Origin of the sequence: Micromonospora sp. NPDC003816 (genome assembly GCF_042874705.1) — a bacterium.
In the GTDB taxonomy this organism is placed as follows: Bacteria; Actinomycetota; Actinomycetes; order Mycobacteriales; family Micromonosporaceae; genus Micromonospora.
This window is the reverse complement of sequence record NZ_JBIANP010000001.1, coordinates 878,943-905,319: the sequence shown is the minus strand read 5'-3', so window position 1 is coordinate 905,319 and position 26,377 is coordinate 878,943. Positions and strand designations below refer to the sequence as shown.

Sequence of the window (26,377 nt, the reverse complement as noted above, 5' to 3'; positions counted from 1 at the left end):
CGGATGCCGCACGTCGCTTCGTTTGTACGCGGAATAAATAATCTCCGCCTTCTCGATGCGGCAACACGCGCTTCTTCGCACCCTCACATCGCCCCGCGAATCGGACATCTGACCAGCTCAGAGCGGTGTCGTCGGACGCCCGAGACCAACTCGTTACTTGACGCAATAGTTCGTTCGCCGTAGGAAGGAAGTGTGACTGACGTGGTGACGCCACCAACGAGCCCGGTGAGCCGGGAGCGGTCGAAGGAGATCAAGCGCCTCTCGGTGATCTCCACCGCCCGCCAGGTGCGGCTGCTCTCCCGCGCCGAGCTGACCGAGCTGACCGGGTTGAGCCCCGCCACGCTCACGCCCCTCGTCCGCGAGCTCATCGCCGAGGGCTACCTGATCGAACGCGGCCCGGGCACCTCCCGGGCCGGTCGCCCCCGGGCCATGCTGGAGTTCAACCCGCGCGCCGAACTGGTCGCCGCGGTGTCGTTGGAGCCCACCCGGATCAGCTGCGAGATCGCCGACAGCGACGGCACCGTCATCGCCCACCGGGCGGTCCGACTCGCCGGCGACATCGTCGAGAGCATCTGCCGCTCCGTACCCGAACTGGCCGGCGACGGGCTGCCCGCGCTGCGCGGGGTGGCGATCGCCGCGCCGGGCGTCTCCTCGGGCGGCACGGTCCGGCTCGCCCCCTCGGTGGGGCTGGTCGAGGGCCGGGAGATAGGCGAATCGGTGCAACGCCACCTCGGCGTGCCGGTCGTGGTGGACAACGACGTCAACCTGATGGCGGCCGGTGAGCACGCGGCCGGGGCCGGCATCGACGTGGCCGACCTGCTGCTGCTGCACGTCGCCGACGGCATCGGCGCCGGACTGGTCCTGGACGGGCAGGTCCGTCGGGGCGCCGGTGGCGCGGCCGGCGAGGTGGGCTTCCTGCCGCTGGACCCGAGCGACCGGGGACACGACGGGATCGGCCCGTTCGAGGCCCGGTGGTCGGAGAACGCCGTCGCCGAACGAGTCGTCGCACTGGCTCCCGGGCGGCGGCCGGACGCACCGGTGGCCGCCCTGGTCGAGCTCGCCCGCACCGACGCGCGGGCGGCGGCGTACCTGGACGAGGTCCTGGCCGCCTGGACCCGGTTGATCGTCTCCTGCGTCTGCGTGATCGACCCGGGCCGGGTCCTGCTCAGCGGCGCCGCCACCCAGCTCGACGACGACGCCGTGGCGCGGCTCCAGACGCTCGTCGACGCCTCCGCGCCCGCCACCACCGAGGTACGCCGGGCGGTCCTCGGCGACCGCGCGGTGCTGCACGGCGCGGTCAGTTACGCCCTCGCCGCTGCGGCGGCCGGCACACCCCAACTCCTACCCACCCCTTGATCCCTTCCCTCGGAGGTACCTCATGAAACGACGACTTCTCCTGGCCGGGGCGCTCGCCTCCGTGCTCGCCGTCGGCACCGCCTGCGGCGGTGGCGGCTCGGACGACGCGGCCGGTGACGTCCAGCAGCTCACCATCTACACCGCCCGGGACAAGAAGGTCACGGACTTCGTGGTGGAGAAGTTCACCGAGAAGTACCCCGAGTACCAGGGCAAGGTCGAGATCCTCAACATCGGCGCCCAGGAGATCCTGGAGCGGGTCCGGGCCGAGAAGGCCAACCCGCAGGCCGACGTCTGGTGGGGCGGCACCCAGCAGGGTCTGTCGGCGGGTGCGGCCGAGGACCTGCTGGCCCCCTGGCAGCCGTCGTTCGCCGGGGACATGGACGCGCAGTACAAGGACGCCGAGGGCCGCTGGTTCGGGGAGATCCTGCTGCCCGAGGTCATCATGTACAACAACGCGGCGCTCACCCCGGAGCAGGCCCCGAAGGACTGGGACGACCTGCTCGACCCGCAGTGGAAAGACAAGATCATCATCCGGGACGTGGCCGCCTCCGGCACCATGCGGTCGATCTACGCCTCGATGATCCAGCGTCTCTCCCCCGACGGCAGCAACCCGCAGCCCGGGTACGCTTGGCTCAAGCGCCTCGACGCCAACACCGGCTCGTACGCGGCCAACCCGGCCGACCTGTACCTCAAGCTCTCCCGCCAGCAGGGCACACTGAGTGCCTGGAACCTGCAGGACGTGCTGTTGCAGGCCAACCAGTCGAACATGCCCTTCGGCTACGTGATGCCCACCTCCGGTGCGCCGGTGCTGGTCGACGGCCTCGCCGCGGTCAAGGGCGGCAACTCCGAGGGCGCGCAGAAGTTCATCGAGTTCCTCTTCGACGACGGGCTCCGCGCCGACCTGGCCAAGGACTTCTTCCAGATCCCCGCCATCGAGATCGCCGACCAGCCGGAGTGGCTGGCCCAGCTCGACCTGCGCCCGATGAACGTCGACTGGAACGTGATCGCCGAGCACGAGACCGAGTGGATCAACCACTGGAACAGCCAGATCAAGAACAAGGGCTGACCGCGTCGGCACCGGGTCGGGGTACGCGTACCCCGACCCGGCCGCCGTCCGGCCGACCGCTGTTAGGAAGGGACCCTTCCTATACCGCAGGCGTTAGGAAGGGCCCCTTCCTTTCATCGCGGCCGGCAGCACCCCTCTTACCTACGACCGGCAGCACGAGAAGGAGGACATCATGATCGATGTCACGCTGGAGTCGGTGAGCAAGCGATTCGCCCGCGCCGGTGACACCGCGGCCGTCGACGATGTCGACATCAGCATCGCCGCCGGTGAGTTCTTCACCCTGCTCGGCCCGAGCGGCTGCGGCAAGACCACCACCCTGCGCATGGTGGCCGGGTTCTACTTCCCCACCTCCGGCCGGATCCGCTTCGGCACCGAGGACGTCACCCGCCGCCCACCGAACAAGCGTGACACCGGCATGGTGTTCCAGAACTACGCGCTGTTCCCGCACATGTCGGTGGCGCAGAACGTCGCGTACGGGCTGAAGATCCGCAAGGTGGGGCGGGCCGAGTCCCGGCGACGCGTCGAGGAGGCGCTGGGCGAGGTGCACCTCGGCGGGTACGGCGAGCGGCGCATCGACCAGCTCTCCGGCGGTCAGCAGCAGCGTGTGGCGCTGGCCCGAGCCCTGGTCATCCGCCCGCGTACGCTGCTGCTCGACGAGCCGCTCTCCAACCTCGACGCGAAGCTGCGCGAGGAGACCCGGACCGAGATCCGCCGCATCCAGAAGGAGAGCGGCACCACCGCCATCTACGTCACCCACGACCAGGCCGAGGCGATGGCGATGTCGGACCGGATCGCGGTGATGGAGTCCGGCCGGGTGCAGCAGATCGGTGCTCCGCAGGAGATCTACCACCGGCCGACCAACGCCTTCGTGGCCCGCTTCATCGGCCGCAGCAACGTGTTGTCGCTGCCGGTCACGGCCGTCACCGACGAGACGGTCACCGTCGGCCGTCCGGACGGCACCGAGATCGTCGTGGCCGCGCCGGTCGGGCACGGCCTGCGTTCCGGCGAGACCGCGCTGGTGTCGGTACGCCCGGAGCACATCGGGCTCACCTCGGCCACCGAGGCGGGCGCGCTGCCCGGCCGGGTGACCGAGCTGGAGTTCACCGGCATGGCCACCAACCTGGTGGTCGAGGTGGCCGGCGAGTCGGTGCAGGTGGCCGCCATCGACGTGCCGTCCGGCGTCGCCGTCGGCGACCAGATCGGGCTGCGGCTCAACCGGGAGCGCATGTGGGTGGTGCACCCGTGACGGCCGCACCCAGCGCCGCCACCGTCCCGCCGATCACCGAGGACCCGACCCCGCCCGGACGGGGTCGCCGTCCCCGGCTGGGCGGACGCTTCGCCGGTGGCGCCAGCTCCCGCTGGTTCCCGTACGCGCTGGTGTTCCCGCTGGCGCTGATCCTGTTCGGGTACGTGGTCCAGCCGATGTTCGCCACCTTCGCGGAGAGCGTCGGGGTGGACGGGGTGGCCAACTACACCGAGTTCCTGCGCGGCGGGGGCGTGGCCCGGTCCGCGCTGCTCACCTCGCTGGGCATCTCGGCGGCCAGCGTGCTGCTCTGCGGGATCGTCGGCGTGGCGATGGCGTTCCTGCTCAAGCGCTTCCAGTTCCCCGGCCGCCGGCTGATCGAGGCGATCATCCTGGTGCCGGCCGCGCTGCCGCCGCTGATCGGCGCCATCTCGTTCCAGTTGCTCTACAGCGAGACCGGCATCCTGCCGCGCGGGCTCCAGCAACTGTTCGGCACCGAGAGCCCGGTGCTGCCGTTCACCGGCATCGCCGGGGTGCTGGTGGTGCACACCTTCACCATGTACCCGTTCTTCTACCTCGCCGCCTCGGCCGCCCTCGCCGGGATGGACCCGTCGGTGGAGGAGGCCGCGTACAACCTCGGCGCCGGTCGGGTCCGGGTGTGGCGGACCGTGCTGCTGCCGATGCTCACCCCGGCGCTGGTCTCGGCCTCGCTGCTGGTGTTCATGACCTCGCTGGCGTCGTACACCGCTCCGCTGCTGTTCGGGGTGGACCGCACGATGACCATGCAGATCTACATCAACCGCACCAACGGCGACCTGCCGATGGCCTCCACGTACGCCTCGGTGCTGGCGGTGGTGTCGATCCTGTTCCTGCTCGGCATGCGCTGGTACGAGGGGCGGCGCAGCTACCGCTCGCAGTCCAAGGGCGTCGCCGCGCACCGGCGGGAGATCACCAACCCGTTCGGCAAGTGGGCCGCGCTCGCCGCCTCGATCCTGGCCACGGTGGTGCTGCTGGCACCGGTGGTCACGATCGGCCTGGTGGCGTTCTCCGAGGACGGGTCGTGGACGACCGAGGTGATCCCGTCGGCGTACACCTGGCAGAACTTCGTCACCATCTTCTCCGACCCGAGGGCGTTCCAGCCGATCCTCAACTCGTTGCAGATGAGCCTGATCGCCACGGTCGCCTGTGTGGTGGTCGGCGTGCTCATCGCGTACGCGGTGCGGCGGTTGGACTTCCGGGGTCGGGCGCTGCTGGACGTGGCGGTCATGCTGGCGTGGGCGCTGCCCGGCACGGTGGTGGCGATCAACCTGATCTCGGCGTTCAGCACCGGCAACGCGTTCAGCTTCGGGCAGGTGCTGATCGGCACCTTCTGGATCATGCCGTTGGCGTACTTCGTGCGGTTCCTGCCGCTGGTGTTCCGGTCCAGTTCGGCCACGCTGGCGCAGATCGACCCCTCGCTGGAGGAGGCGGCCCGCAACCTGGGCGCCTCGTGGTGGCGGGCGTTCGGCACGGTCACCCTGCGGCTGATGATCCCCGGGGTGGCGGCCGGCGCGCTGCTGGCCTTCGTCAACGGCGTCGGTGAGTTCGTCGCCTCGGTGCTGATCTACACGTCGCAGACCGCACCGATCTCCGTCGAGATCAACAATCGGATGTACTCGTTCGAGGTCGGCACCGCCGCCGCCTACGGCATGCTCCAGGTGGCGCTGATCTTCGTGGTGATGGTGGTCTCCGGTCGGCTCCAGAGCGGCCGGTCGGCGTCCCGGGAGGCGGCGAAGTGGACGACGTGACGCGTACCGAGGTGACCGTGGACTGGCCGGAGTCGGGCCTGCTGCCGATCGGCCGGGTGCCCGGTGGCGAACTGGCGGCGGTGGCCGCCGCCGCGGACTTCGCGGTGCTGCCGGTGGGCGCGGTGGAGTGGCACGGCCCGCACCTGCCGCTGGGCACCGACCTGATCCTGGCCGAGGGGTTCGCCGCCGAGAGCGGCGCGACCGGCGACGGCCCGCGCGGGGTGCTCTTTCCCGCCGTGGCGTATGCGGCCTGCCCGGGGCAGACCCGTCCGTGGCCGGGGACGGTGGCGATCCGTCCGGAGATCGCGGTCGGCTACCTGGCCGACGTGATCGAGGGGATCGTCGCCGCCGGTTTCCCCCGCCTGCTGATCGTCAACGGGCACGACGCCAACATGTCCACCGCGCGGGCCGCGATGGAGTGGGTCTCCGGCCGCCGGCAGGCCAGCCTGCTCTTGGTCAACTGGTTCCAGTTGGTCACCCCGGCGGAGACCACGCAGATCTACGGCGAGCTGCCCGCGCGGGGGCACGGCGGGGCCTACGAGACCTCCGGCGTGCTCGGCTTCGACCCCGACGCGGTACGCCTCGACGCGGTCGAGGACCTGCCGCCGAAGCCGAAGCTGCCGGTGGCCCACCCGTACGTGCTGGTGGAGTCCCGGCCCGACCCGTGGCAGGGCTGGTCCGGGCACATCTCGCTGGCCGACGTGGCCAGCGGCGAGCGGGTCCGGCACATCGCCGGTGCCCGGTTGCGGGAGATCGTGGCCGCCTGGGTCGCCGCCCCGCCACCCGCGCCGCCCACCGCCGATCCCCTGCCCACCGATCCGCCGCCGTCCGGTGATCCGCTGTCCGGGGAGGAGGGGTGACCGTGGACCGGGGACTGGACGTCGTCGACTTCCACCTGCACTTCCGCATCGGCGCCGACGAGACGATCCACGCCTGCGAGGAGGCCGCCGGGATGCACCCCGGCGGGGCACCCGGGCGGGCAGCCCGCGCCGCCGCCTCCGCCCCGTACGCGCGGGCGTGGCGGCAGGCGTGGTCGTTCCCGGAACCGGAGCCGCCCGCCGCGCACTGGCCGGACGAGGCCGACCGGTGGGCCGACGAGTTGCGCCGGGTGGGCGTACGCCGGGCGGTGTTCGTCACCGGCGGCGGCAACGACGCGGTGGCCGACGTGGTCGACCGGCACCCGGACCTGCTGCTCGGCTTCGCCCACCACGACCCGTACGCACCGGACGCCGCGGCCGAGCTGGAACGGGCGGTCACCGAACGCGGCCTGCGCGGGTTGAAGCTGTTCGCGCCGTTGCTGCGCGGCCCGCTCGACGGGCCGGACCTCGATCCGCTCTGGGGCACCGCGCAGCGGCTCGGTGTGCCGGTGCTGATCCACATCGGGCACTACGGCAGCGCCGGCGGCCTCACCTTCGGCCGGCACGGTGGTCCGGAGGAGCTGGCCCGGATGGCCCGTCGGTTCCCGGAGCTGCCGGTGGTGGTGCCGCACTTCGGCGTGCAGTACGTGCAGGAGCTGCTCTTCACCGCCTGGGGCTGCCCGAACGTGCACGTCGACACCTCCGGCTCCAACCAGTGGGTGCGGTGGATGCCGTACAAGCTGACGCTGGAGGACCTGTTCCGGCGCTGCTACGAGACCATCGGCCCGGAGCGGATCGTGTTCGGCAGCGACTCGTCGTGGTTCCCGCGCGGGTACGTCACCCGCTACCTCGACGACCAGCTCCGCATCTGCCGGGAACTGGGCCTGCCCGACGAGCACCTGCGCGCGATCTTCGCCGGTAACGCCGAGCGCCTGCTCGGCCTGGACGACTGACCGGCCGACCGTCCGGGACGGCCCCCGCGCCGACCCGGCCCGCAGAGGAAGTAAGGAACTCCGTCATGAGCACACCCGCGCTGACCACCTACCAGCGGCACCACCTGCGTCCCACCTACGACCACCACGTCGGGCACCTGTTCCCGGCGATGGTGCGGGCCAGCCAGGCGCACGTGGTGATGCTGACCGAGCAGGGGTTGATCCCCGCCGATCGGGGCGCCCGGTTGCTGCGCGGACTGGCCGAGCTGCGCGCCGACCAGGCCGACGCGCCGCCCTTCGACGGCACCTTCGAGGACACGTACTACCTGGTGGAGAAGCGCCTCGCGGCGGCCTGCGGGATACCCACCTCGGAGCTGGACGTGCAGATGGCGCGCAGCCGCAACGACCTCGACGCCGGGGTGTTCCGGATGCTGCTGCGCGACCAGCTGACCGGCGTGCTCGACCGGGTACTGGCCACCGGCACGGTCGCGCTGGACGCCGCGGACCGGTACGCGGACGTGGTGATCACCGGCTACACCCACCGGCGTCCGGCCCAGCCGACCACCATCGGGCACGCCCTGGCCGGGTACGCCGAGGCGCTGGCCGGGGAGGCGCTCGCCTACGCCGACGTGATCGAGGCGCTCAACGTCTCGCCGCTGGGGTCCTGCGCCTTCGCCGGCACCGACCTGGACATCTCCCCCGCCCGGGTGGCCGAGTTGCTCGGCTTCGCGGGTCTGGTGACCAATTCGTACGAGGCGGTGGCCGGCGCCGACCATCTGGTGCGGGTCGGCACCCTCAACGCCCAGGCGCTGGCCACCGGGGCGCGGCTGGCGCGCACCCTGATGGACTGGCTGAGCTGGCAGTGGGTGACCACGCCCGGTGACTTCACCCAGGGCAGCAGCATCATGCCGCAGAAGCGCAACCCGGTGGTGCTGGAGCACCTGGTCTCGTACGCCGGGCAGGCCGCCGCTGACGCCGCCTCGGTGCTGAACAACGTGGGCGCGGCCTGGTGGGAGGACTCGAACAACGCCACCACCGACGTGCAGGTGCGGCTCTGGGAGAGCAACGACCGGACGGACCGGTTCTTCGCCCTGCTCGGCGGCTTCCTCGCCGAGATCGCGCCGTTGACGCCGCCGCCGGCGGCCGAGATCGTCGCCTCCGGGGCCACCACGACCGCCGCCGCCGACGCCCTGACCCGGCACGGTGTGCCGTTCCGGGCCGCGCACTCGGTGGTGGGTCGGCTGGTGCGCGGCGGTGCCCCGCAGGGCTGGACCGCCGACGATGTGCGGGCCGCCGCCGAGGGGCTGGTTCCCGGCGGGCTCGACGACGCCGCCGTGGACGACCTGATCGCCGCCGCCGTCCGGCCGGAGCTGGTGCTCGGCCGCGCCCAGGCCGACGGGCCGGGCAGCGACGCGGTACGCGCCCAGGTGGCGACGCTGCGAGGCAGCTTCGACGCGGCGCGGGCACGGCTGGCGGCGGTACGCGACCGTCTCGACCGGGCCGACACCGCACTGGACGCGGTCGCCACCGAGATGGCGGCCCGATGAGCGTGCAGCTGGCGCGACCCGAGTCGGGCGCGTACACCGACGGGCTGCTGCTCGGCATCGACTTCGGCGGGACGAAGATGGCCGTCGGGGTCGCCGACCGGCAGGGCCGGCTGATGGCCCGTGAGCGGGTTCCGACGTACGCCGAGCGCGGTGCGCCGCAGGCGCTGGACCGGGCGCTGCGGCTCGCCGCCCGGCTGCTGGCCGAGGTGGGCGGCCCGCTGCTCGCCGCCGGGGTGGCCTCCCCCGGGGTGATCCGGGCCGACGGCATCGAGCTGGCGCCGAACGTTCCCGGCTGGGAGAGCCTGCGGCTGGCCGACGCGGTGCGGGAGACGCTCGACGTCACCGAGGTGGCGGTGGACAACGACCTCAACGCCGCCGCCCTGGCCGAACTGCGGCTCGGCGCGCTGCGCGACGCCGATCCGGGCCTCGTGCTGGGGCTGGGCACCGGAGTGGCCGCGGCGATCACCGTCGGCGGCACGGTGGTCTCCGGCCACCGGGGTGCCGCCGGTGAGATCGGGTACGCGGTCTCCGGCGGCCCGTGGCCGGGCACCATGCTGGAGTTGGACTTCTCCGGTCGGGCCCTGGACGTGGTCGCCGCCGAACTGGGTCTCTCCGGCGGCGCGGCGGCCCTCGCCGGTGCGGCCGAACGACCGGGGTCGGAGCGGCAGGCGTTGATCGCCCGGCTCGACGAGTTGGCCCGGCACCTGGTCACGTGTTGTCTGCTGCTGGACCCGCAGCGGGTGGTGCTGGTCGGTGGGGTGGCCGGCAGCGCCCTGATCCGGGAGCTGCTGGTCGACCGGCTCACCGAGGTGCTGCCGCATCGGCCGGAGGTGGTACTGTCCCGGTTCGCCGACGACGCCGCCCTGCTGGGCGCGGTCACGCTCGCCCGGGAGGCGGTCGTGGTCACCGGCTGACCGCCGGGACGACACCCGCTACCGGATGGCGCCGCGCCACGACCACAGGTTAGCCTCACCTAACTTGTGGAGAGTGAGGCGAGATGGCAGAGCCGACGGCGGGGGTCCGCCGCACCGACCGACGGCGGGTGAGGTGACCGTGCGAGTCAGCCCGACCGGCCGGTTGTTCGGCGAGATGTTCTGGCGGCAGCGCCGGGACACCGCGCTCTGCACCGCCTTCTGGTCGCTGCACCAGGTGTGCGAGGCACTGGTCCCGGTGGCCATCGGCCTTGTCATCGACCAGGCGGTGAGCACCGGGTCGACCTCGGCGATGCTCTGGTCCGTCCTGGGGATCTTCGCGTTGTTCACCGCGTTGACCATGGGGTGGCGGTCCGGCTTCTGGTTCCTGTCGAAGGCGGTGACCGAGGAGTCACACGTGCTGCGGATGCGCGTGGTCCGGCGACTGCTGGGCGGGCAGGGCATCCGCACCGGCCGGCAGAGCGGAGAGCTGCTCTCCATCGCCACCACCGACACCCAGGCCGCCGCCGACTCACTGGAGCTGGGCAGCCGGGTGATCTCTGCGCTGCTCGGGCTGGTCGTCTCCACGATCGTCCTGCTGCGGATCGACTGGACCCTCGGCCTCGGGCTGGTGATCGGCATCCCGGTGCTGGTGCTCGCCCTGCACGCGCTCGGGCCGCTCGTGGAACGCCACACCTCGGCGCAGCAGCAGGCCATCGGCCGGGCCGCCGCGACCGCGTCGGACCTGCTGCAGGGGCTCCGCCCGCTGCGCGGGTTCGGCGGCGTCGACGAGGCGTCACGGCGTTACCGCACCGCCAGCCGCACCTCGCTGCGCGCCAACGTCGGCGCGGTCAAGGCCGGTGCCGCGTTCGTCGGGGTGTCGACGTTCACCACCGGCCTGCTGATCACCATCGTGGCCGCCCTGGCCGGCTGGTTCGCCCTGGAGGGGCGGATCACGGTCGGGCAGCTCATCACCATCGTGGGCCTGGCCGCGTTCATCACCGACCCGGTGCTCAACCTGGCCGACTGCGTCTTCCGGCTGGCCACCGCGCGGGCCAGCGCGGCCCGGGTGGCCGAGGTGCTGGCCGCGCCCGAGCGCGCCACCTCCGGCGTACGGGAGGCGCAGCCCGGTCCGCTGGTCCTCGCCGAGGTGCACACCTCGGGCCTGGACGGTGCCAGTCTCGAGGTGCGCCCCGGGGAGGTGCTCGGGGTCGTCACCGGGCAGACCACCACCGCCGACGACGTCACCGACCTGTTGGCCGGGGCACGGGCACCGGAGCGGGGCGAGGTGACCCTGGCCGGGTCACCGGTCGGTGACCTCGACGTCGCCTCGCTGCGGCAGGTCGTGCTCGTCGAGCCGCACGCGGTCGACCTGTTCGGCGGCACCCTGCGCGAGGTGCTGCAGAGCGGGGACGACCGGGACGACGCGGCGCTGCGGCAGAGCATGGCGGCGGCCTCCGTCGACGACCTGCTCGCCGAGGGCGGCACCGGGCTGGACCGCGAACTGCTCGACCACGGACTGAACCTCTCCGGCGGGCAACGGCAGCGGATCGCCCTGGCCCGGGCGCTGCTCGCCGACCGGCCGGTCACCGTGTTCCGCGACCCGACGACGGCAGTCGACGCGGTCACCGAGCACGCCATCGCCGAGGGCATTCGCTCCCGTCGGGCCGGGGACGACCGGGCCACCGTGCTGGTCACCACCAGCGCTCCCCTGCTCGACCGGTGCGACCGTGTCGTCTTCCTCGACGCCGGGCGGGTGGCCGCCGTCGGATCGCACCGGGACCTGCTCACCCAGTCCGCGTACGCCGAGGTGGTCCTGCGATGAGCGCGACGACGATACTGCCGGTCGCCTCCGGCCGGGAGACCCTGGCCACGTTCTGGCGCAACCTGCGCCGCTATCCGCTGCTGGCCTGGACGTCGGTCCTGACGTCCGTCGCGGCCAGCGCCGCGGCCGTGGTGGTGCCGATCCTGCTCGGTCGGCTGGTCGACCTGGTCGTCGCGGGCGGCACCGTCGACGCGCTGCTGGTGACCTCGGCCTGGATCCTCGGCATCGGTCTGCTCGCCGCCGTGCTGACCGGCGTGTCCCGGTGGCTGGTCACCGAGTGGGGCATGCGGGCCTGCGCCGACCTGCGGGAGGAGGTGCTCGACCGGGCCCTGCGGATGGACTCGGCCCGGCTGGAGAGCGCCGGCTCCGGCGACGTCGCCGCCCGGGTCACCGACGACGTGGAACAGGTCACCGACTCGGTCCGGCTGGCCGCCGGGATCTTCACCGCCCTGGTCACCGTCGTCATCACCTTCGCCGGTTTCGCCACCCTGGACTGGCGGATCGCGCTCGCGTTCCTGGTCGTCCTCCCGGTGCACGTGCTGAGCCTGCGCCGGTTCGTGCCCCAGGCGAAGCGGCTCTACGCCGCCGAGCGCGAGGCTGCGGCGGAACGGACGCAGAGCCTGCTGACCACCTTCACCGGCGCCCGGACGGTGCACGCCTACGGCATGGCGCAGCGGCAGGGCCAGCGGGTGGACGGGGCGTCACGCAAGGCGGTCACCGCGCGCCTGCGGGCGGTACGCGGGTTCCTGTGGTTCGCGAACATGATGAACTACGCGGAGGCGATCGGCCTCACCGCCGTCCTGCTGACCGGCTTCCTGCTGGTCCGCGCGGGCGAGAGCAGCGTGGGTGACGTCACCGCCGCCGCGCTGCTGTTCCACCGGCTCTTCGGCCCGCTCGGCATGCTCCTGATCTCGTTCAACGACGTCCAGTCGGCCGGTGCCGCGCTCGCCCGGCTGGTCGGCATCACCGGACTCGACGTGCCGGAGTCGCGCCCGCGTGCCGGTGACCGGCCGGCGGGCGGGATCGGCGCCAAGTCGATCGGGCACCGCTACCCCGGCGGCCCCACCGTGGTGCACGACGTCTCGGTGGAGATCGCGGAGGGCGAGTCGCTGGCGGTGGTCGGCGAGAGCGGTGCCGGCAAGACGACGCTGGCGGCCATCCTCGGCGGGGTGTTCCCGGCCGCCGAGGGCGAGGTGCTGCTCGGCGGGCGACCGATCGCCGACCTGGATCCGGTGGAGCTGCGCCGCACCGTCGGCGTCGTCACCCAGGAGGTGCACGTCTTCGCCGGCACCCTCGCCGACGACCTGCGACTGGCGGTGCCGCACGCCGACGATGAGCAGATGTGGGACGCGCTGCGGCTGGTCGGTGCCGACCAGTGGGTCGCCGCGCTGCCGGAGGGGCTGCACACCCGGGTCGGCGAGGGCGAGCACCCGGTCACCCCGGGGCAGGCGCAACAGGTGGCGCTGGCCCGGGTCGCCCTGCTCGACCCGCCGATCGTGGTGCTCGACGAGGCGAGTGCCGAGGCCGGCAGTGCCGGTGCCCGGCAACTGGAGCTGGCCAGTGCCGCGCTGGTGCGCGGACGCACCGCCGTGGTGGTCGCGCACCGCCTGACGCAGGCGCAGAGCTGCGACCGGATCGCGGTGATGGCGCACGGACGGATCGTCGAGCTGGGCACCCCGGCGGAACTCGTCGCCGCGGGCGGCCGGTACGCCGAACTCTGGGCCGCCTGGCAGCGCTGACCGTACGCCGGGCGGCGGGCAGGCAGCGCCGTCCGGACCGCCTGCCGCCGGTCAGGGCCGTCCGCGCCACCGGTCAGGGCCGTCCGGCGGGGGTCAGTCGGCGGTCGGCTCCGCCCGGCCGGCCCAGCGGCCGCGTACGTGACCGATGTGCACGCGCATCAGCCGTTCCAGTCCGGCCCGGTCGCCCGCCTCGATCAGGTCGAGCATCTCGACGTGCTCGCGGGCGGAGGGCACCAGTTCCCCGGTCTCGGCGAGCCGGGTCAGCCCGAACAGCCGCGACCTCGCCCGCAGCTCACCGACGAGCGAGACCAGGTGACTGTTGCCGGCCAGCGCGAGCAGTTCCAGGTGGAAGCGGCGGTCGTGCTCGATGTACGCGATCAGGTCCCTGCGTTCGGCCACCTCGACGATCCGGTGGGCGATCGGTCGCAGGCGCGCGACGTCCTCGGCGGTGGCCACACCGATCACCCGGACGGTGGTCGGCACCTCGATCAGCTGGCGGATCTCGGTCAGGTTGTCAAGCTCCCGATCGGACAGTTCGGTGACCCGGAAGCCCTTGTTCCGCACGGTCTCGACCAGGCCCTCCTTGACCAGGTCGAGCATCGCCTCGCGGACCGGGGTGGCGGAGACGCCGAGTCGGGCGGCGAGCGTCGGCGCCGAGTAGACCTCGCCGGGGCGCATCTGGCCGGCCACCAGCGCGGCCCGCAGGGCGTGCGCGACCTGTCCCCGCAGGCTCGGTCGCGCCCCCAGGGACGGCAGTTCCAAGGCGTCAGTCACCACCACGTCTCCTTCCCGCCGCATGGTAGGCGACGCCACGGCGGCGGGTCCCGGGACACCCGGCGCGGCTCAGCCTCCGGCGGGTGCGACGGTCACCGTGTGCAGGGCGGTGTAGAAGTCCTGCGCCGCCTTGCCCTGTTCGCGAGGTCCGTAGCTGGAGGCGCGCTCGCCGCCGAAGGGCAGGTGGAAGTCCACTCCGGCGGTCGGCGCGTTGACCTTGATCTGTCCGGCCGCCAGCCCGTCGGCGAAGCGCAGCGCGGCGTCCAGGTCGGCGGTGAAGACCGAGGCGGCGAGCCCGTACCGGACGTCGTTGGCGGCGGCCAGCGCCGCGTCGACGTCGTCCACCCGGCTCAGTGTGCAGATCGGACCGAACACCTCCGCGCGCTGGAGCAGGTGGTCGGCGGGGACGTCGGCCAGCAGCGTGGGGGCGACGAACCAGCCCGCTTCCCGGGGCGTACGGGCACCGGTGAGCAGCCGCGCACCGGCGGCGACGGCACTCTGTGCGGCCTCCCGCACCCGGGCCCGGGCGGCCTCGTCGATCACCGGCCCCACCACGGTCTCCGGCGCGGCGGGATCGCCGCAGGCCAACGCCGCCACGGCGGTCACCAGCGCGTCGGTGAACGCGGTCGGGTCACCCACCACGATGACGCGCTTGGTGGCGGTGCACTTCTGGCCGGCGTACCCGAACGCGGCGTAGGCGACCTGCCGGGCGGCGGACTCGACGTCGGCGTCCGGCAGGATCACCGCCGGGCTGAGCCCGCCCATTTCGCACTGCACCGGCACGCCCCGCGCCACGGCGGTCGCGCCGACGCCGGCGCCCACCTCGGCGGAGCCGGTGAACGACACGACGTCACCGGCGTCCACCACCGCCCGGCCCGTCTCGGCGTCACCCGGCAGCACCGTCAGCAGCCCGTCGGGCAGGTACGGCGTGACCAGCTCCGCCAGGCGCACCGCGCAGGCCGTCGCCTGCGGTGCCGGCTTGAGCAGGACGGCGTTACCGAAGGCCAGCGCCGGGGCCGCCTTCCACATCGGGATGGCCAGCGGGAAGTTCCACGGCGTGACCAGGCCGGCGACGCCACGCGGTCGGCGACGGGTGTACGCCAGGCCCCGACCGCCGCTGGGGTCGTGCACCGCACCGGTCGGGTCGTAGACCTGCTGGGCGTAGTACCGCAGCAGCGAGACCGTCCGGGCCGCCTCACCGCGCGCCTCCGTGATCGGCTTGCCCACCTCCCGCACGACCAGGTCGACCAGTTCGGCGGTGGCGTCGGCGACCGCGTCGGCGGCGGCGTGCAGCGCCCCGGACCGCTCGGCGGGTGGTGCCGCCGCCCACCCGGGCTGCGCGGCGCGGGCCGCCCCGGCGGCCGTGCCGACGTCCTCGATGGTCGCGGCGGGCACCGAGACGACGACATCCTCCGGACGCTGGGGGGAGGCGGACACGACGACGGACATGAGAACTCCAGTGCTGGTCAGAGCAGGAAACCGGCGGGGAACGGGTCGGTGGGGTCGAGGAGGTACTGGGCGGTGCCGGTGATCCAGGCGCGGCCGGTGACCGTCGGGATCACGGCCGGTCGGCCCGCCACGGTGGCGCGGTCGAGCAGCCGGCCGACGAAGCGGCTGCCGATCAGCGACTCGTTGACGAAGTCGGCGCCGAGCGCCAACTCGCCCCGGGCGTGCAGTTGGGCCATCCGGGCCGAGGTGCCGGTGCCGCAGGGCGATCGGTCGAACCACCCGGGGTGGATGGCCATCGCGTGCCGCGAGTGCCGGGCGTCGGACCCGGGGGCAGCGAGGTAGACGTGGTGGCAGCCGGCGATCGTCGGGTCCTCGGGGTGCGCCGGCCGGAGTTGGTCGGTGACGGCGTCCATGATGGCCAGACCGGCGTCGAGCATCCGCTGCCGGGTCTGTGGGTCGGTCGGCGTGAAGGCGATCCCGAGCCGGTCGAGGTCGACGACGGCGTAGAAGTTGCCGCCGAAGGCGAGGTCCAGGGTGACCGGGCCGTACCCGGGCACGTCGACCGTGGCGTCCAGGTCCGACACGAAGGCGGGCACGTTGCGCAGGGTCACCGACTCGGCGTGCCCGTCGCGGACCGCCACGTCGACCGTCACCAGCCCGGCCGGGGTGTCCAGCCGGATCACGGTGGTCGGCTCGGTGACGGTGACCATGCCGGTCTCCACCAGCACGGTGGCCACCCCGATGGTGCCGTGCCCGCACATCGGCAGGCAGCCGCTGACCTCGATGAAGAGGACGCCCCAGTCGGCGTCGGGCCGGGTGGGCGGTTGCAGGATCGCCCCGCTCATCGCGGCGTGCCCGCGTGGCTCGCACATGAGCAGGGTGCGGAGGTGGTCGAGATGGGCGACGAAGTGCCGGCGCCGTTGTGCCATCGAGTCGCCGGGGATCACACCGATGCCGCCGGTGACCACCCGGGTCGGCATGCCCTCGGTGTGCGAGTCGACCGCGTGGAACACCCGCGTGCTGCGCATCGTCCTACCGCCCTTCCCGTCACCGGCCGCCGGCCGCCACCGCCTTCTCGGTGGCCTCCCGGACGAGGCGCTCGTGGTCCGCCGTGAGGGGCACCCGGGGCGGGCGGCAGGGCCCACCGTAGCGTCCGACGACGTCCATCGAGAGCTTGATCGCCTGCACGAACTCGGTCCGCGAGTCCCAGCGCAGCAGCGGGTGCAGCGCGCGGTAGAGCGGCAGCGCGGTGGCCAGGTCGCCGTCGGCCGCCGCGTCGAAGAGCCGGACGCAGGCCCGGGGCAGCGCGTTGACGTACCCGGCGATCCAGCCGGGCGCGCCGGCCACCGCGAGCTCCAGGGTGACGTCGTCGGCCCCGGCGATGAGGTCGAGACCGGGTGCCGCCTCGGCGATCCGGTAGGCGCGGCGGACGTCGCCGGTGAACTCCTTGACGCCGACGATCAGGCCCTCGCCGTGCAGGCGGGCGAGCAGCTCCGGGGTGAGGTCGACCTTGGTGTCGATGGGGTTGTTGTACGCCACCACCGGCACGCCGACCTTGGCGACCTCGCGGTAGTGCGCGACCACGGCCCGCTCGTCGGCCCGGTAGGCGTTCGGCGGCAGCAGCATCACCGCCGCGCAGCCGGCCTCGGCGGCGTCCTCGGCCCACCGCCGCGCCTCGATCGCGCCGTACGCGGAGATGCCGGGCATCACGGTGAAGCCGTCGGGTGCGGCGTCGACCGCGACCCGGACCAGCGTGCTGCGCTCCTCGGGGGTGAGGGTCTGGTACTCGCCGAGCGAGCCGTTCGGCACGACCCCGTCGCAGCCCTCGTCGGCGAGCCAACGGACATGCTCGGCGTACCGGTCGACGTCGACCGCGAGTCGGTCGTCGAGCGGCACCGTGGTGGCCACCAGTACGCCGTGCCATGGTCTCGACCGAGGGGGCATCGGGTGCTCCTTATTCCGTGGCGGCCAGTACAATGTCACACACTACAACGGCGTCCCGCCGCCCTCCAGCCCCCGACGTCGGAGGTGCCATGCCTGCGCCCCGCCACCCCGCCGCCCCGCCGCCCCGCCACCCCACTGCCCCGCCGGGCCCTGTCGCACCGCTGCGCCCGGCCGACCGGGCCGGTGCTCGCGTGCGTAGCGGGGCGGTGGACCTGGTCGTGGTGGGGGCGGGCATCGTCGGCGCGGCCTGCGCCCACGAGGCGAGCCGGGCGGGCCTGTCGGTGACCGTCGTCGACAGTGGACCGATCGTCGGCGGCACCACCGGGGCGGGCGAGGGGAACATCCTCGTCTCCGACAAGGAACCCGGCCCGGAACTCGACCTCGCGCTGCACTCGCACCGGCAGTGGCGCGCCCTGGCCGACCTGCCGGTGCGCGACACGACCTTCGGTGACCTGGTGGAGATGGAGGCCAAGGGCGGACTGGTGGTCGCCACCGACGGGGCGTCGCTGGACGGTCTGGCCCGGCTCGCCGCGCGGCAACGTGACCTCGGCGTCGAGGCGGTCGCGGTCGACCGGGACCGGCTGCACGCACACGAACCGCACCTGGGCGACGACCTCACCGGCGGCTACCGGTACCCGCAGGACATGCAGGTGCAGCCGATGCTCGCCGCCGCCCACCTGCTGCGACTGGCCCGCCGGGGCGGCGCCACCGTGCTGCCGCACGAGCCGGTCACCGACCTGCTCCGGGACGGACCACGGGTGGTCGGCGTACGGACTCCGCGACGCGACATCCCCGCCGCCGCCGTCCTCAACGCCGCCGGCACCTGGGCCGGTCAGGTCGCCGCACTGGCCGGTGTCGTGCTGCCGATCGCGCCCCGACGCGGCTACATCCTGGTGACCGAGCCGCTCCCGGCGCTCATCCGGCACAAGGTGTACCTCGCCGACTACGTCGCCGACGTGGCCAGCGACTCGGCCGCGCTGCGGACCTCCACGGTGGTGGAGGGCACCCGGGCGGGCACCGTGCTCATCGGCGCCAGCCGGGAACGCGTCGGCTTCGACCGGAGCCTCTCCGTCCCGGCCCTGCGGCAGCTCGCCGCCGGTGCGGTACGCCTCTTCCCGGTGCTGCGCGACGTGGCGGTGATCCGCGCGTACCGGGGATTCCGGCCGTACTGCCCCGACCACCTGCCGGTGATCGGCCCGGACCCCCGGGCCCCCGGGCTGCACCACGCGTGCGGCCACGAGGGCGCCGGCATCGGCCTGGCACCGGGCACCGCGCGTCTCGTCACGCAGAGCCTGCTCGGCACGCCGCCCGAGATGGACCTGACCCCGTTCCGCCCGGACCGGTTCGACCCGGAGGTGCCCCGGTGATCCACCCCGACGAGTTCGAGATCCTCCTCGACGGCACGCCGGTGCCCTGTCGCGACGGCTGGACCATCGGCGCCGCCCTCACCGCCGCCGGGGTGCTGTCCTGGCGGGACACCCGCGTCGGCGGGCGACCCCGGGGGCTGTTCTGCGGCATCGGAATCTGTTTCGACTGCCTGGTGACCGTCAACGGACAGCCGTCGCTGCGGGCCTGCCTGGTGCCCGCCACACCCGGCGACGACGTCCGCACCCAGCAGGGCACCGGGCGATGACCGGCGTACGCGTGGACGTGGCGGTCGTCGGTGCCGGGCCGGCGGGACTGGCCGCCGCGCTCGCCTCGGCGGAGGCCGGCGCCCGGGTCGCGATCGTCGACGCGGGCGTACGCCCCGGCGGGCAGTACTGGCGCTCCCCCGCTCCCGGCGCCGGCCGCTTCCGGCCGGCCACCCTGCACCACGGCTGGCGGCGGTTCACCTCCACCGTGGACCGTCTCGCCGCGCTGGCCGACGCCGGTCGGGTCGTCCGGCTGGCCGGGCACCACGTCTGGTCCGTCACGCCGGACGGCGACGGTTGGGCGCTCCGCTGCCTGGTCGGCGCCGAGCCTCGGCAGCACGGCACACCCGACCCGGTCACCGTCGCCGCCCGCCGGCTCGTCCTCGCCACCGGCGCGTACGACCGGCAGGTGCCCTTCCCTGGCTGGGACCTGCCCGGCGTGATCACCGCAGGCGGGGCGCAGGCCCTGCTCAAGGGTCATCTGGTCGTACCCGGACGGCGGGTGGTGGTGGCCGGCACCGGGCCCTTCCTGCTGCCGGTCGCCGACGGTCTGGCCCGGTACGGCGCACGGGTGGCGGCGGTGGTGGAGGCGAACGGTCCGCTCGCCCTGGCCCGGCACCCCCGCGCGCTGCTCGGCGCGGCCGGCAAGTTCGGTGAGGCGGCCGGGTACGCGGCCCGGCTGGCGCGGCACCGGGTGCCGGTCCGGCATCGGCACGTCGTGCTGCGGGCCACCGGCACGGACCGGCTGACCGGGGTGGTCGTCGCCCGGCGAGGTCGGGACGGCCGGGTACGCACCGGCACCGAGCGGCGGATCGACTGCGACGTGCTGGCCGTCGGGTGGGGGTTCACGCCGCAACTCGACCTGGCGCTCCAACTCGGGTGCGCGACCCGGGTCGACGCCGACCAGAGCCTGGTGGTGTCCGTCGACGAGCAGCAGGCGTCGAGCGTCGCCGGGGTGTGGGCGGCCGGTGAGGCCACCGGCGTCGGCGGCGCCGACCTGGCGACGGTGGAGGGTCGGATCGCCGGTGCCGCGGCGGCGGCTTCGCTCGGCGCCGGACCGCTGCCCGGGGATCGGGCGGCACGTCGTCGACGCCGTGCCCTGCGCCGGTTCGCCGCCGCCCTGCACCGGGCCTACCCGATCCCCGACGACATGCTCGCGCGGTGTGCCGACGAGACCGTGGTCTGCCGGTGCGAGGAGGTCGACGCGGGCGGGATCCGGCAGGCCGTGGAGTTGCTGGGCGCTACCGAGGCCCGCACCGTCAAGCTGCTGGCCCGGCCGGGGATGGGCTGGTGCCAGGGCCGGGTGTGCGGCTTCGCCACCGCCTGCCTGACCGCCCACCACGCCGGTCGGGCGGTCACCGGGGCGGACCTGCGGGCCTTCGCGGAACGACCGATCGCCGCCCCGCTGTCGCTGGGACGACTGGCCGCGTCCGAGAAGGACGGATCCGGGGTGGATCACCGCTAGGCGGACGCCTCCACGGGCGCCCGAGAACCCCAGGTAATCGCGTCTGTGAGCGTTAACATCGCGACGTTACCTACCGGTTTCGCATTCCGCACATCACCGGGTCACGGGATTGACGAGCGGAAAGTTAACGCTCACACTCGCTGACAATCCACCCCGCGCCGCCGCACCGGTCGAGCCGTACCCCACCTGGAAGGACGATCCTAAGTGGCTGAATCCGTTGAGATCCCCGTGAGTCGACGTCAGGTCCTGCAGGTGTCCGCCGCCGGAGTAGCCGCGGTCGCCACCGCGAGTGCCTTCCCGACCGCCGCACAGGCGGCACCGACCCCGGGTTCGGGCCCCGGTACGCCCGCGCCACGCCTCGCCGATCCCGGTCCGGGCGGCACCGCACCGGTCCGGCCGTTCCCGCTCCGTGACGTCCGGCTCGGCAACGGCCTGCTCCAGGAGAAGCGGGACCGGATGAAGAACTACCTGCGGCAACTCGACGAGCGGCGCTTCCTGGTGCTGTTCAACAACCAGGCGGGCCGACCCAACCCGCCCGGGGTCACCACACCCGGCGGCTGGGAGGACGGCGGCCTGCTCAGCGGCCACTGGGCCGGGCACGTCATGACCGCCCTCGCGCAGGGATACGCCGACCTCGGTGAACCGATCTTCAAGAACAAGCTCGACTGGATGGTCGGCGAACTCGCCGCCTGCCAGGCGGCCATCACGGCCCGGATGGGCACCGGCGATCCGGGCGGCGATCCGCAGGAGCCGGCGGAGCCGGAGATCGACCGGGTGCCCGGCCGGTTCGGCAGCGGCCTGCGACTGGGCGGTCCCAGCCGGGCCGAGCACGTGACGCTGCCGCAGGAGGCGATCAGCCAGCTCACCGACTTCACCATCGCGACCTGGGTCAACCTGGCGGCCACGCAGAACTGGAGCCGGTTGTTCGACTTCGGTCAGAACAGCACGGTGAACATGTTCCTCGCCCCGCGTGCCGGATCGACCGGTAACGCACCCCGGTTCGCGATCACCGTCGGCGGCAGCGCCGGCGAACAGCAGATCAACGGCACTACCGCGTTGCCCGTCAACCAGTGGGTGCACCTGGCCGTCACCCTCACCCAGAACACCGGCACGTTGTACGTCAACGGCGTCCAGGTCGGCCAGAACACGAGCATGACGTTGAGTCCGGCGAACCTGGGGAACCCCGGCAACCGGTGGATCGGACGGTCGCAGTACGGCGACCCGATGCTCAACGCCACCGTCGACGAGTTCCACATCTTCGACCGGGCGCTCAGCGCACAGGAGGTGGCGTCCCTGCAGAACTCCCCCGCCGGCAGCACCGGAGGCGGCTCGATCGCCTGGTACCGGTTCGAGGAGGAGGGCGGCTCGACGATCCTGGACTCGTCACCGAACGGCCGCGACGGCGGGATCGTCGCCACGCAGAGCGGCGGGACCGAGCTGTGGGTGCCGACCCACCCCGGCTACCTCGGTGCCATCCCCGAGGACGCGGTGCTGCGACTCGGGCCGCCCCGGTGGGCGGTGTACGGCAGCAACGCGGCCACGAACACCTGGGCCCCCTGGTACACCCAGCACAAGATCATGCGTGGTCTGCTCGACGCGTACTACCACACCGACAACGCCACGGCGCTCGACGTGGTGACCAGGATGGCCGACTGGGCGCACCTGGCGCTGACGGTCGGCGACAAGAACCACCCCGGCTATCCGGGACCGATCACCCGGGACAACCTGAACTACATGTGGGACCTCTACATCGCGGGCGAGACCGGCGGCGTGAACGAGGTGTTCCCGGAGATCTCCGCGCTCACCGGCGACAGTCGGCACCTGGAGACCGCCAGGCTGTTCGACAACCGCGAGTCGCTCTTCGACGCCTGCGTGGAGAACCGGGACATCCTCGTGACCACCCCGGCCACCAACCCGGGCCGACGCCGCCCCGACCGCTTGCACGCCAACTCGCACGTGCCGCAGTTCGTCGGCTACCTGCGCGTCTACGAACACAGCGGCGACACCGAGTACTTCCAGGCCGCGAAGAACTTCTTCGGCATGGTGGTCCCGCACCGCGCGTACGCCAACGGCGGCACCGGCGGCAACTACCCCGGCTCGAACAACAACATCGAGCTGTTCCAGAACCGGGACAACATCGCCAACTCGATCGCCCAGGGCGGTGCCGAGACGTGCACCACGTACAACCTGATCAAACTCGCCCGCAACCTGTTCCTGCACGAGCAGAACCCGGCGTACCTGGACTACTACGAGCGGGGCCTGATCAACCAGATCGCCGGGTCACGCGCCGACACCACCACCGTCAGCAACCCGCAGGTCACCTACTTCCAGCCGTTGACCCCGGGGGCCGCCCGTGGCTACGGCAACACCGGCACCTGCTGCGGCGGCACCGGGGTGGAGAACCACACCAAGTACCAGGAGACGATCTACTTCAAGTCCGCCGACGACTCCACCCTCTGGGTCAACCTGTACGTGCCGTCGACCCTGACGTGGTCGGAGAAGGACCTCACCGTCGTCCAGGAGACGGACTACCCCCGCCGGGACCACACCCGGCTGACCGTCAACGGCAGCGGTCCACTGGAGATCAAGCTTCGCGTACCGGCCTGGGTGCGCAAGGGCTTCCAGGTCAGCGTCAACGGTGTCGCACACCAGCACACCGCCACCCCGGGCAGCTACCTGACACTGAGCCGCACCTGGCGCTCCGGCGACACGGTCGACATCCGGATGCCGTTCAGCATCCGCATCGAACGCGCCATCGACCGCCCCGACACCCAGGCCCTGTTCTGGGGACCGGTGCTGCTGCAGATCCTCGGCAACCCCGGTGGGGGCGCCTTCCGGGAGCTGTCGTTGTACCGCCACCTCCGGCGCGACGGCGACTACAGCCGGGCCGCCATCACCCCGAGCAGCACCACGGCCGCCGGTGACCAGCTCTTCGCCACGCACGGGTTCACCCTGCGGCCGTACTACGTCGCCGACACCCAGGCCGTCTCGTCGTACTTCCGGCGGGTCGAACCGACGGTCGTGTTCGGCGGCATCGACACCGGCGTACCCAACCACAAGCGCAACGACGGCCTGCCCGCGTACGACATCCCGGTCACCGGAGTGCCGTCACCCGGCACCGACGGTCCGACCTTCCTCGACCTGCTCTGGGACGAGGCGCCGTTCGCCGGCCACGGCCAGTTCGTCACGGCCGTCACCCGCATCGCCGACGCCTTCGTCGACGCGGACGTCTTCACCGCCGCGCAACGCGACCGGATCGTCGCCGACGCCACCCGGGCCAGGGCCGAACTCGACCCCGGGTCCTCGTTCGATGTCGAGGTGACCGCGAAGACGCACCGCATCGGCGGCACGGCGTACGTCTCCGTCTCCGCCCGCAACGACGACCAGGTGCCGCTCACCATCGAGCTGGTCACCGCGTTCGGCTCGCGGACGGTGACCGGCGTCGCCCCGGGCAGGAGCGCCTTCCAGCAGTTCACCACGCGCGCCGCGGCGGTACCGGCCGGCACCGCCACCGTCCGGATCACCGGCACCGTCGACGGCGAGGAGATCGTCACCGAGGTCGAGGCCCCGTACCCGGCGCTCGGCTAGTGCTCTGCCGGGTGGCGGCGCCCGCCGGGGCGTCGTCACCCGGTCTGCCGCCCACCCGCTCGCCGCGAAGTTGCCGAACTGCCCGACACGACGGCCGTTCCCGGTGGAGTCTGCCAGGGAGGAGACGGCGGGGAGGCAGGATGCGGCAGCGCAGACGGGCGGGACTGCTGCTGCTCACCGCCGTGCCGCCGACCGTCGAGGCCACCGTCCTGGTCGCCCTGGGCTTCGTCGCCGCCACCGGGCTCGCACCGCAGACCTCGGCCGTCTGGCCGTACGACACCTACCACGACCTGCGGTGGCTGTACGTCTACCACGAGTCCTGGCCGAAGTTCCTGTTCTGGTTCGGCGTGCTGGTGGTGGCGCGGGGTGTGTTCCACACCGTGCTGGTGGTGCTCGCCTGGCCGGACGGGGTGCCCCGCCCGCCGGTGCGGTGGCTGCTGCGGCGCAGCCTGGGGCTGGCCCTGCTGGTGGCGGTGATCGTGGCGCCGTGGGCGTTGATCTCGGTGGCCGCGTCGGTGGTGGCGCTCTCCTGGGTGCTGCTGGCCTCCCTGCTACCGATGTTCCTGCTGGCACCGTTCCTGCAACGGGCCGCCGTGGTCGGTCCCTGGTGGCGCGGACTGCCGTCGCTGTCCCTGGTCGGCTGGTCGCTGCTGAACTTCGTGGTGCTGACCATGGCCGGTGCGCTCTGCTGGAGCGTGCCGGGCTGGTGGACCGTGCCGGTGGCCGCCACGGCTGGCGTGGTGAACGGCCTGCTCTGGGACCGGACGGTGCACGCCGCCCTGCGCGCGCACCGCATCCGGTTGGCGTGGCTGCCGGCGACTCCGGTCGCGGCCGTGCTCGCCCTGGCGGTGCCGCTGCTCATCCCACCGCTGATGCACGCGGTGCCGGGCAAGAACCTCCAGGCCGAGACGATGGTGCTGGACCATCCGCTGCCGCCGGAGGTCCCGCAGGCGATCATCGTCCTCGCCGGCTACGGCTCCGCGTACGGCGGCGAGGCGCCGGTCGACGACCGCGTCGAGCGGTTCTCCTACCGGGGGCTGGACCCGGACGGCACACCCCTGCCGTACGCGCCACGCGACACCACGATCTCGGTGGCGCAGAGCGCACGGCTGCTCGGCGAGCAGGTGCAGCGGCTGCACAGGCGTACCGGTCGGCCGATCGCGCTGCTCGGTGAGAGTGAGGGGGCCATGGTCGCCCGCACCTACCTCCAGGAGGGCGCCCATCCGGCGGTCGACGCGCTGGCGATGTTCAGCCCACTGATCAACGCGGGGCGCGCCTACTATCCACCACCGCACCAGGACCGGGGCTGGGGCGTGGTCACCGGGTGGCAGTTGCGACTCATGTTCGGCGTACTGCACAAGGGCGGTGGTGCCGGCACCGGTCCGGACGAGCCGTTCATCCGGTCCCTGGTCGACAACGCGCCGTTCTACCGCAACCAGCTCATGTGCCCGGTGCCTGGCGTACGGATCGTCGCCTTCGTCCCCACCAGCACCGCCGCCGAGGCGCCACCCGGCGACTACGCCGACATCCCGGTGTTCCAGATGCCCGGCGTCCACGGCGGCCTGCTCGACCGCGCGCTGGTCGAGGAACGGCTGGTCGCCTTCCTCTCCGGCGAGTCGATCGAGCAGGAGCGCGACGAGTATCCGCTGCTCCAGCGGCTCGGCGCCGCGTGGCAGGCACCGCCGTTGGCCATCGCGGCCAACCCGGCCTGGGCGGCGTTCCGGCAGCCGGACCCCGCGTTCACCGGCAAGGTCTGCCTGCCGACCCGCTGACCCGGTCGGGGCCGGCACCGCCTTCACCGGGTCGCGCGCGGTTCAGGGGGCCGGCGAGGCGCGGTGCAGGAGGATCAGCCTGGCGGCGGCCAACGCCGGTCCGAGCACCAGCACCGTCTGCACCGGGTGGTAGGTGAAGAGGAACAGGTGCAGCACGACGAAGACCGCGACGGCGGCCAGCGCGAGCAGCCCCGACCAGCGACGGCTCAGGGGTACGAGCGCCCCGGCCAGGGCGACACCCACCCCGGCGGCCAGCCGCAGCCAGACCCACCCGGTGATGTCGTGCCGGTGGACGACGCCGTCGCCGAACGAGACGTACCGGTCGCCGGTCAGGTCGGCGCCGGCCGCCACCGCGTCGAAGATCCCGGCCGCGCCGAGCAGCACCCCCGCCAGCAGCAACGCCCGTGCGCGTACCTCGCCCCTCGTCACCACTCCCCCGTCGTCCGTCGACCCGACGGCGGCCCGTGGTGCCGCCGGCCGGTCGGCGCGTT

At 73.0% G+C, this 26,377-nt stretch carries 20 protein-coding genes; 15 read left to right on the top strand and 5 right to left on the bottom strand.

Going from position 1 to position 26,377, the window contains the following annotated elements:
- Positions 1 to 192 precede the first annotated feature (192 nt).
- The 10 genes from ACFYTT_RS03805 (at position 193) to ACFYTT_RS03760 (ending at position 13,263) form a co-directional block, all read left to right on the top strand.
- The gene (locus ACFYTT_RS03805; protein ID WP_176093813.1) at positions 193 to 1,356 is read left to right on the top strand and encodes an ROK family protein; all 1,164 of its coding nucleotides are present in this window, start codon (positions 193 to 195) and stop codon (positions 1,354 to 1,356) included.
- Between the two features lie 22 nt (positions 1,357 to 1,378).
- Complete coding sequence (locus tag ACFYTT_RS03800; protein WP_387257578.1) at positions 1,379 to 2,422, top strand: extracellular solute-binding protein; 1,044 nt, start codon at positions 1,379 to 1,381, stop codon at positions 2,420 to 2,422.
- Positions 2,423 to 2,594: 172 nt separating this feature from the next.
- On the top strand, positions 2,595 to 3,668 hold the full coding sequence (locus ACFYTT_RS03795) for an ABC transporter ATP-binding protein (RefSeq protein WP_131052147.1): 1,074 nt from the start codon (positions 2,595 to 2,597) through the stop codon (positions 3,666 to 3,668).
- Entirely contained in the window at positions 3,665 to 5,452 is a 1,788-nt protein-coding gene (locus tag ACFYTT_RS03790) for an iron ABC transporter permease (protein WP_236145632.1), read from the top strand. The genes ACFYTT_RS03795 and ACFYTT_RS03790 overlap by 4 nt, the downstream gene beginning before the upstream one ends.
- A complete protein-coding gene (locus ACFYTT_RS03785) occupies positions 5,449 to 6,312 on the top strand; it encodes a creatininase family protein (protein WP_387257573.1) in 864 nt (287 codons plus the stop codon). Before ACFYTT_RS03790 ends, ACFYTT_RS03785 begins: the two co-directional genes overlap by 4 nt.
- A 2-nt stretch (positions 6,313 to 6,314) precedes the next feature.
- Positions 6,315 to 7,262 carry an amidohydrolase family protein gene (locus tag ACFYTT_RS03780; protein WP_217706004.1) on the top strand — a complete coding sequence of 316 codons (948 nt, stop codon included), beginning with the start codon at positions 6,315 to 6,317 and terminating at the stop codon, positions 7,260 to 7,262.
- A 65-nt stretch (positions 7,263 to 7,327) separates the two neighbouring features.
- Positions 7,328 to 8,788, top strand: coding sequence for an argininosuccinate lyase (locus tag ACFYTT_RS03775; protein WP_387257570.1), 1,461 nt, complete (start codon positions 7,328 to 7,330; stop codon positions 8,786 to 8,788).
- A complete protein-coding gene (locus tag ACFYTT_RS03770) occupies positions 8,785 to 9,702 on the top strand; it encodes an ROK family protein (protein ID WP_176093812.1) in 918 nt (305 codons plus the stop codon). Before ACFYTT_RS03775 ends, ACFYTT_RS03770 begins: the two co-directional genes overlap by 4 nt.
- A gap of 133 nt (positions 9,703 to 9,835) precedes the next feature.
- Positions 9,836 to 11,524, top strand: a complete 1,689-nt coding sequence (locus ACFYTT_RS03765) for an ABC transporter ATP-binding protein (RefSeq protein ID WP_387257567.1) — start codon at positions 9,836 to 9,838, stop codon at positions 11,522 to 11,524.
- A complete protein-coding gene (locus tag ACFYTT_RS03760) occupies positions 11,521 to 13,263 on the top strand; it encodes an ABC transporter ATP-binding protein (RefSeq protein ID WP_387257566.1) in 1,743 nt (580 codons plus the stop codon). Before ACFYTT_RS03765 ends, ACFYTT_RS03760 begins: the two co-directional genes overlap by 4 nt.
- 93 nt (positions 13,264 to 13,356) lie before the next feature.
- Here the strand turns inward: ACFYTT_RS03760 and ACFYTT_RS03755 are convergent, their stop codons facing one another.
- The 4 genes from ACFYTT_RS03755 to ACFYTT_RS03740 all read right to left on the bottom strand — a co-directional run bounded on the left by ACFYTT_RS03755 (position 13,357) and on the right by ACFYTT_RS03740 (position 17,430).
- Entirely contained in the window at positions 13,357 to 14,037 is a 681-nt protein-coding gene (locus tag ACFYTT_RS03755) for a GntR family transcriptional regulator (RefSeq protein WP_236145927.1), read from the bottom strand.
- Between the two features lie 69 nt (positions 14,038 to 14,106).
- Complete coding sequence (locus tag ACFYTT_RS03750; protein ID WP_387257564.1) at positions 14,107 to 15,486, bottom strand: aldehyde dehydrogenase family protein; 1,380 nt, start codon at positions 15,484 to 15,486, stop codon at positions 14,107 to 14,109.
- A gap of 17 nt (positions 15,487 to 15,503) precedes the next feature.
- Positions 15,504 to 16,514: a proline racemase family protein gene (locus ACFYTT_RS03745; RefSeq protein WP_131053283.1), complete on the bottom strand. Its 1,011-nt coding sequence runs from the start codon at positions 16,512 to 16,514 to the stop codon at positions 15,504 to 15,506.
- Between the two features lie 19 nt (positions 16,515 to 16,533).
- Positions 16,534 to 17,430, bottom strand: coding sequence for a dihydrodipicolinate synthase family protein (locus ACFYTT_RS03740; RefSeq protein WP_357214260.1), 897 nt, complete (start codon positions 17,428 to 17,430; stop codon positions 16,534 to 16,536).
- A gap of 191 nt (positions 17,431 to 17,621) precedes the next feature.
- Here ACFYTT_RS03740 and ACFYTT_RS03735 point away from each other — a divergent pair, with 191 nt between their 5' ends.
- The 5 genes from ACFYTT_RS03735 (at position 17,622) to ACFYTT_RS03715 (ending at position 25,886) form a co-directional block, all read left to right on the top strand.
- Entirely contained in the window at positions 17,622 to 18,797 is a 1,176-nt protein-coding gene (locus tag ACFYTT_RS03735) for an FAD-binding oxidoreductase (protein WP_357214258.1), read from the top strand.
- Positions 18,794 to 19,063: a (2Fe-2S)-binding protein gene (locus tag ACFYTT_RS03730; protein ID WP_357214256.1), complete on the top strand. Its 270-nt coding sequence runs from the start codon at positions 18,794 to 18,796 to the stop codon at positions 19,061 to 19,063. The genes ACFYTT_RS03735 and ACFYTT_RS03730 overlap by 4 nt, the downstream gene beginning before the upstream one ends.
- On the top strand, positions 19,060 to 20,526 hold the full coding sequence (locus ACFYTT_RS03725; RefSeq protein ID WP_357214254.1) for an NAD(P)/FAD-dependent oxidoreductase: 1,467 nt from the start codon (positions 19,060 to 19,062) through the stop codon (positions 20,524 to 20,526). The genes ACFYTT_RS03730 and ACFYTT_RS03725 overlap by 4 nt, the downstream gene beginning before the upstream one ends.
- 204 nt (positions 20,527 to 20,730) lie before the next feature.
- The gene (locus tag ACFYTT_RS03720; RefSeq protein WP_387257560.1) at positions 20,731 to 24,114 is read left to right on the top strand and encodes a beta-L-arabinofuranosidase domain-containing protein; all 3,384 of its coding nucleotides are present in this window, start codon (positions 20,731 to 20,733) and stop codon (positions 24,112 to 24,114) included.
- A 140-nt stretch (positions 24,115 to 24,254) separates the two neighbouring features.
- Complete coding sequence (locus ACFYTT_RS03715; RefSeq protein WP_387257558.1) at positions 24,255 to 25,886, top strand: hypothetical protein; 1,632 nt, start codon at positions 24,255 to 24,257, stop codon at positions 25,884 to 25,886.
- A gap of 42 nt (positions 25,887 to 25,928) precedes the next feature.
- Here the strand turns inward: ACFYTT_RS03715 and ACFYTT_RS03710 are convergent, their stop codons facing one another.
- Positions 25,929 to 26,315, bottom strand: coding sequence for a hypothetical protein (locus ACFYTT_RS03710; protein WP_387257556.1), 387 nt, complete (start codon positions 26,313 to 26,315; stop codon positions 25,929 to 25,931).
- Between the last annotated feature and the right edge of the window lie 62 nt (positions 26,316 to 26,377).

Bases quoted from the DNA above. Each gene is read 5' to 3' on its own strand.
- ACFYTT_RS03800 (WP_387257578.1), top strand. From the start codon at position 1,379: ATGAAACGACGACTTCTCCTGGCCGGGGCGCTCGCCTCCGTGCTCGCC.
- ACFYTT_RS03795 (WP_131052147.1), top strand. From the start codon at position 2,595: ATGATCGATGTCACGCTGGAGTCGGTGAGCAAGCGATTCGCCCGCGCC.
- ACFYTT_RS03775 (WP_387257570.1), top strand. From the start codon at position 7,328: ATGAGCACACCCGCGCTGACCACCTACCAGCGGCACCACCTGCGTCCC.
- ACFYTT_RS03770 (WP_176093812.1), top strand. From the start codon at position 8,785: ATGAGCGTGCAGCTGGCGCGACCCGAGTCGGGCGCGTACACCGACGGG.
- ACFYTT_RS03760 (WP_387257566.1), top strand. From the start codon at position 11,521: ATGAGCGCGACGACGATACTGCCGGTCGCCTCCGGCCGGGAGACCCTG.
- ACFYTT_RS03750 (WP_387257564.1), bottom strand. From the start codon at position 15,486: ATGTCCGTCGTCGTGTCCGCCTCCCCCCAGCGTCCGGAGGATGTCGTC.
- ACFYTT_RS03745 (WP_131053283.1), bottom strand. From the start codon at position 16,514: ATGCGCAGCACGCGGGTGTTCCACGCGGTCGACTCGCACACCGAGGGC.
- ACFYTT_RS03740 (WP_357214260.1), bottom strand. From the start codon at position 17,430: ATGCCCCCTCGGTCGAGACCATGGCACGGCGTACTGGTGGCCACCACG.
- ACFYTT_RS03725 (WP_357214254.1), top strand. From the start codon at position 19,060: ATGACCGGCGTACGCGTGGACGTGGCGGTCGTCGGTGCCGGGCCGGCG.
- ACFYTT_RS03715 (WP_387257558.1), top strand. From the start codon at position 24,255: ATGCGGCAGCGCAGACGGGCGGGACTGCTGCTGCTCACCGCCGTGCCG.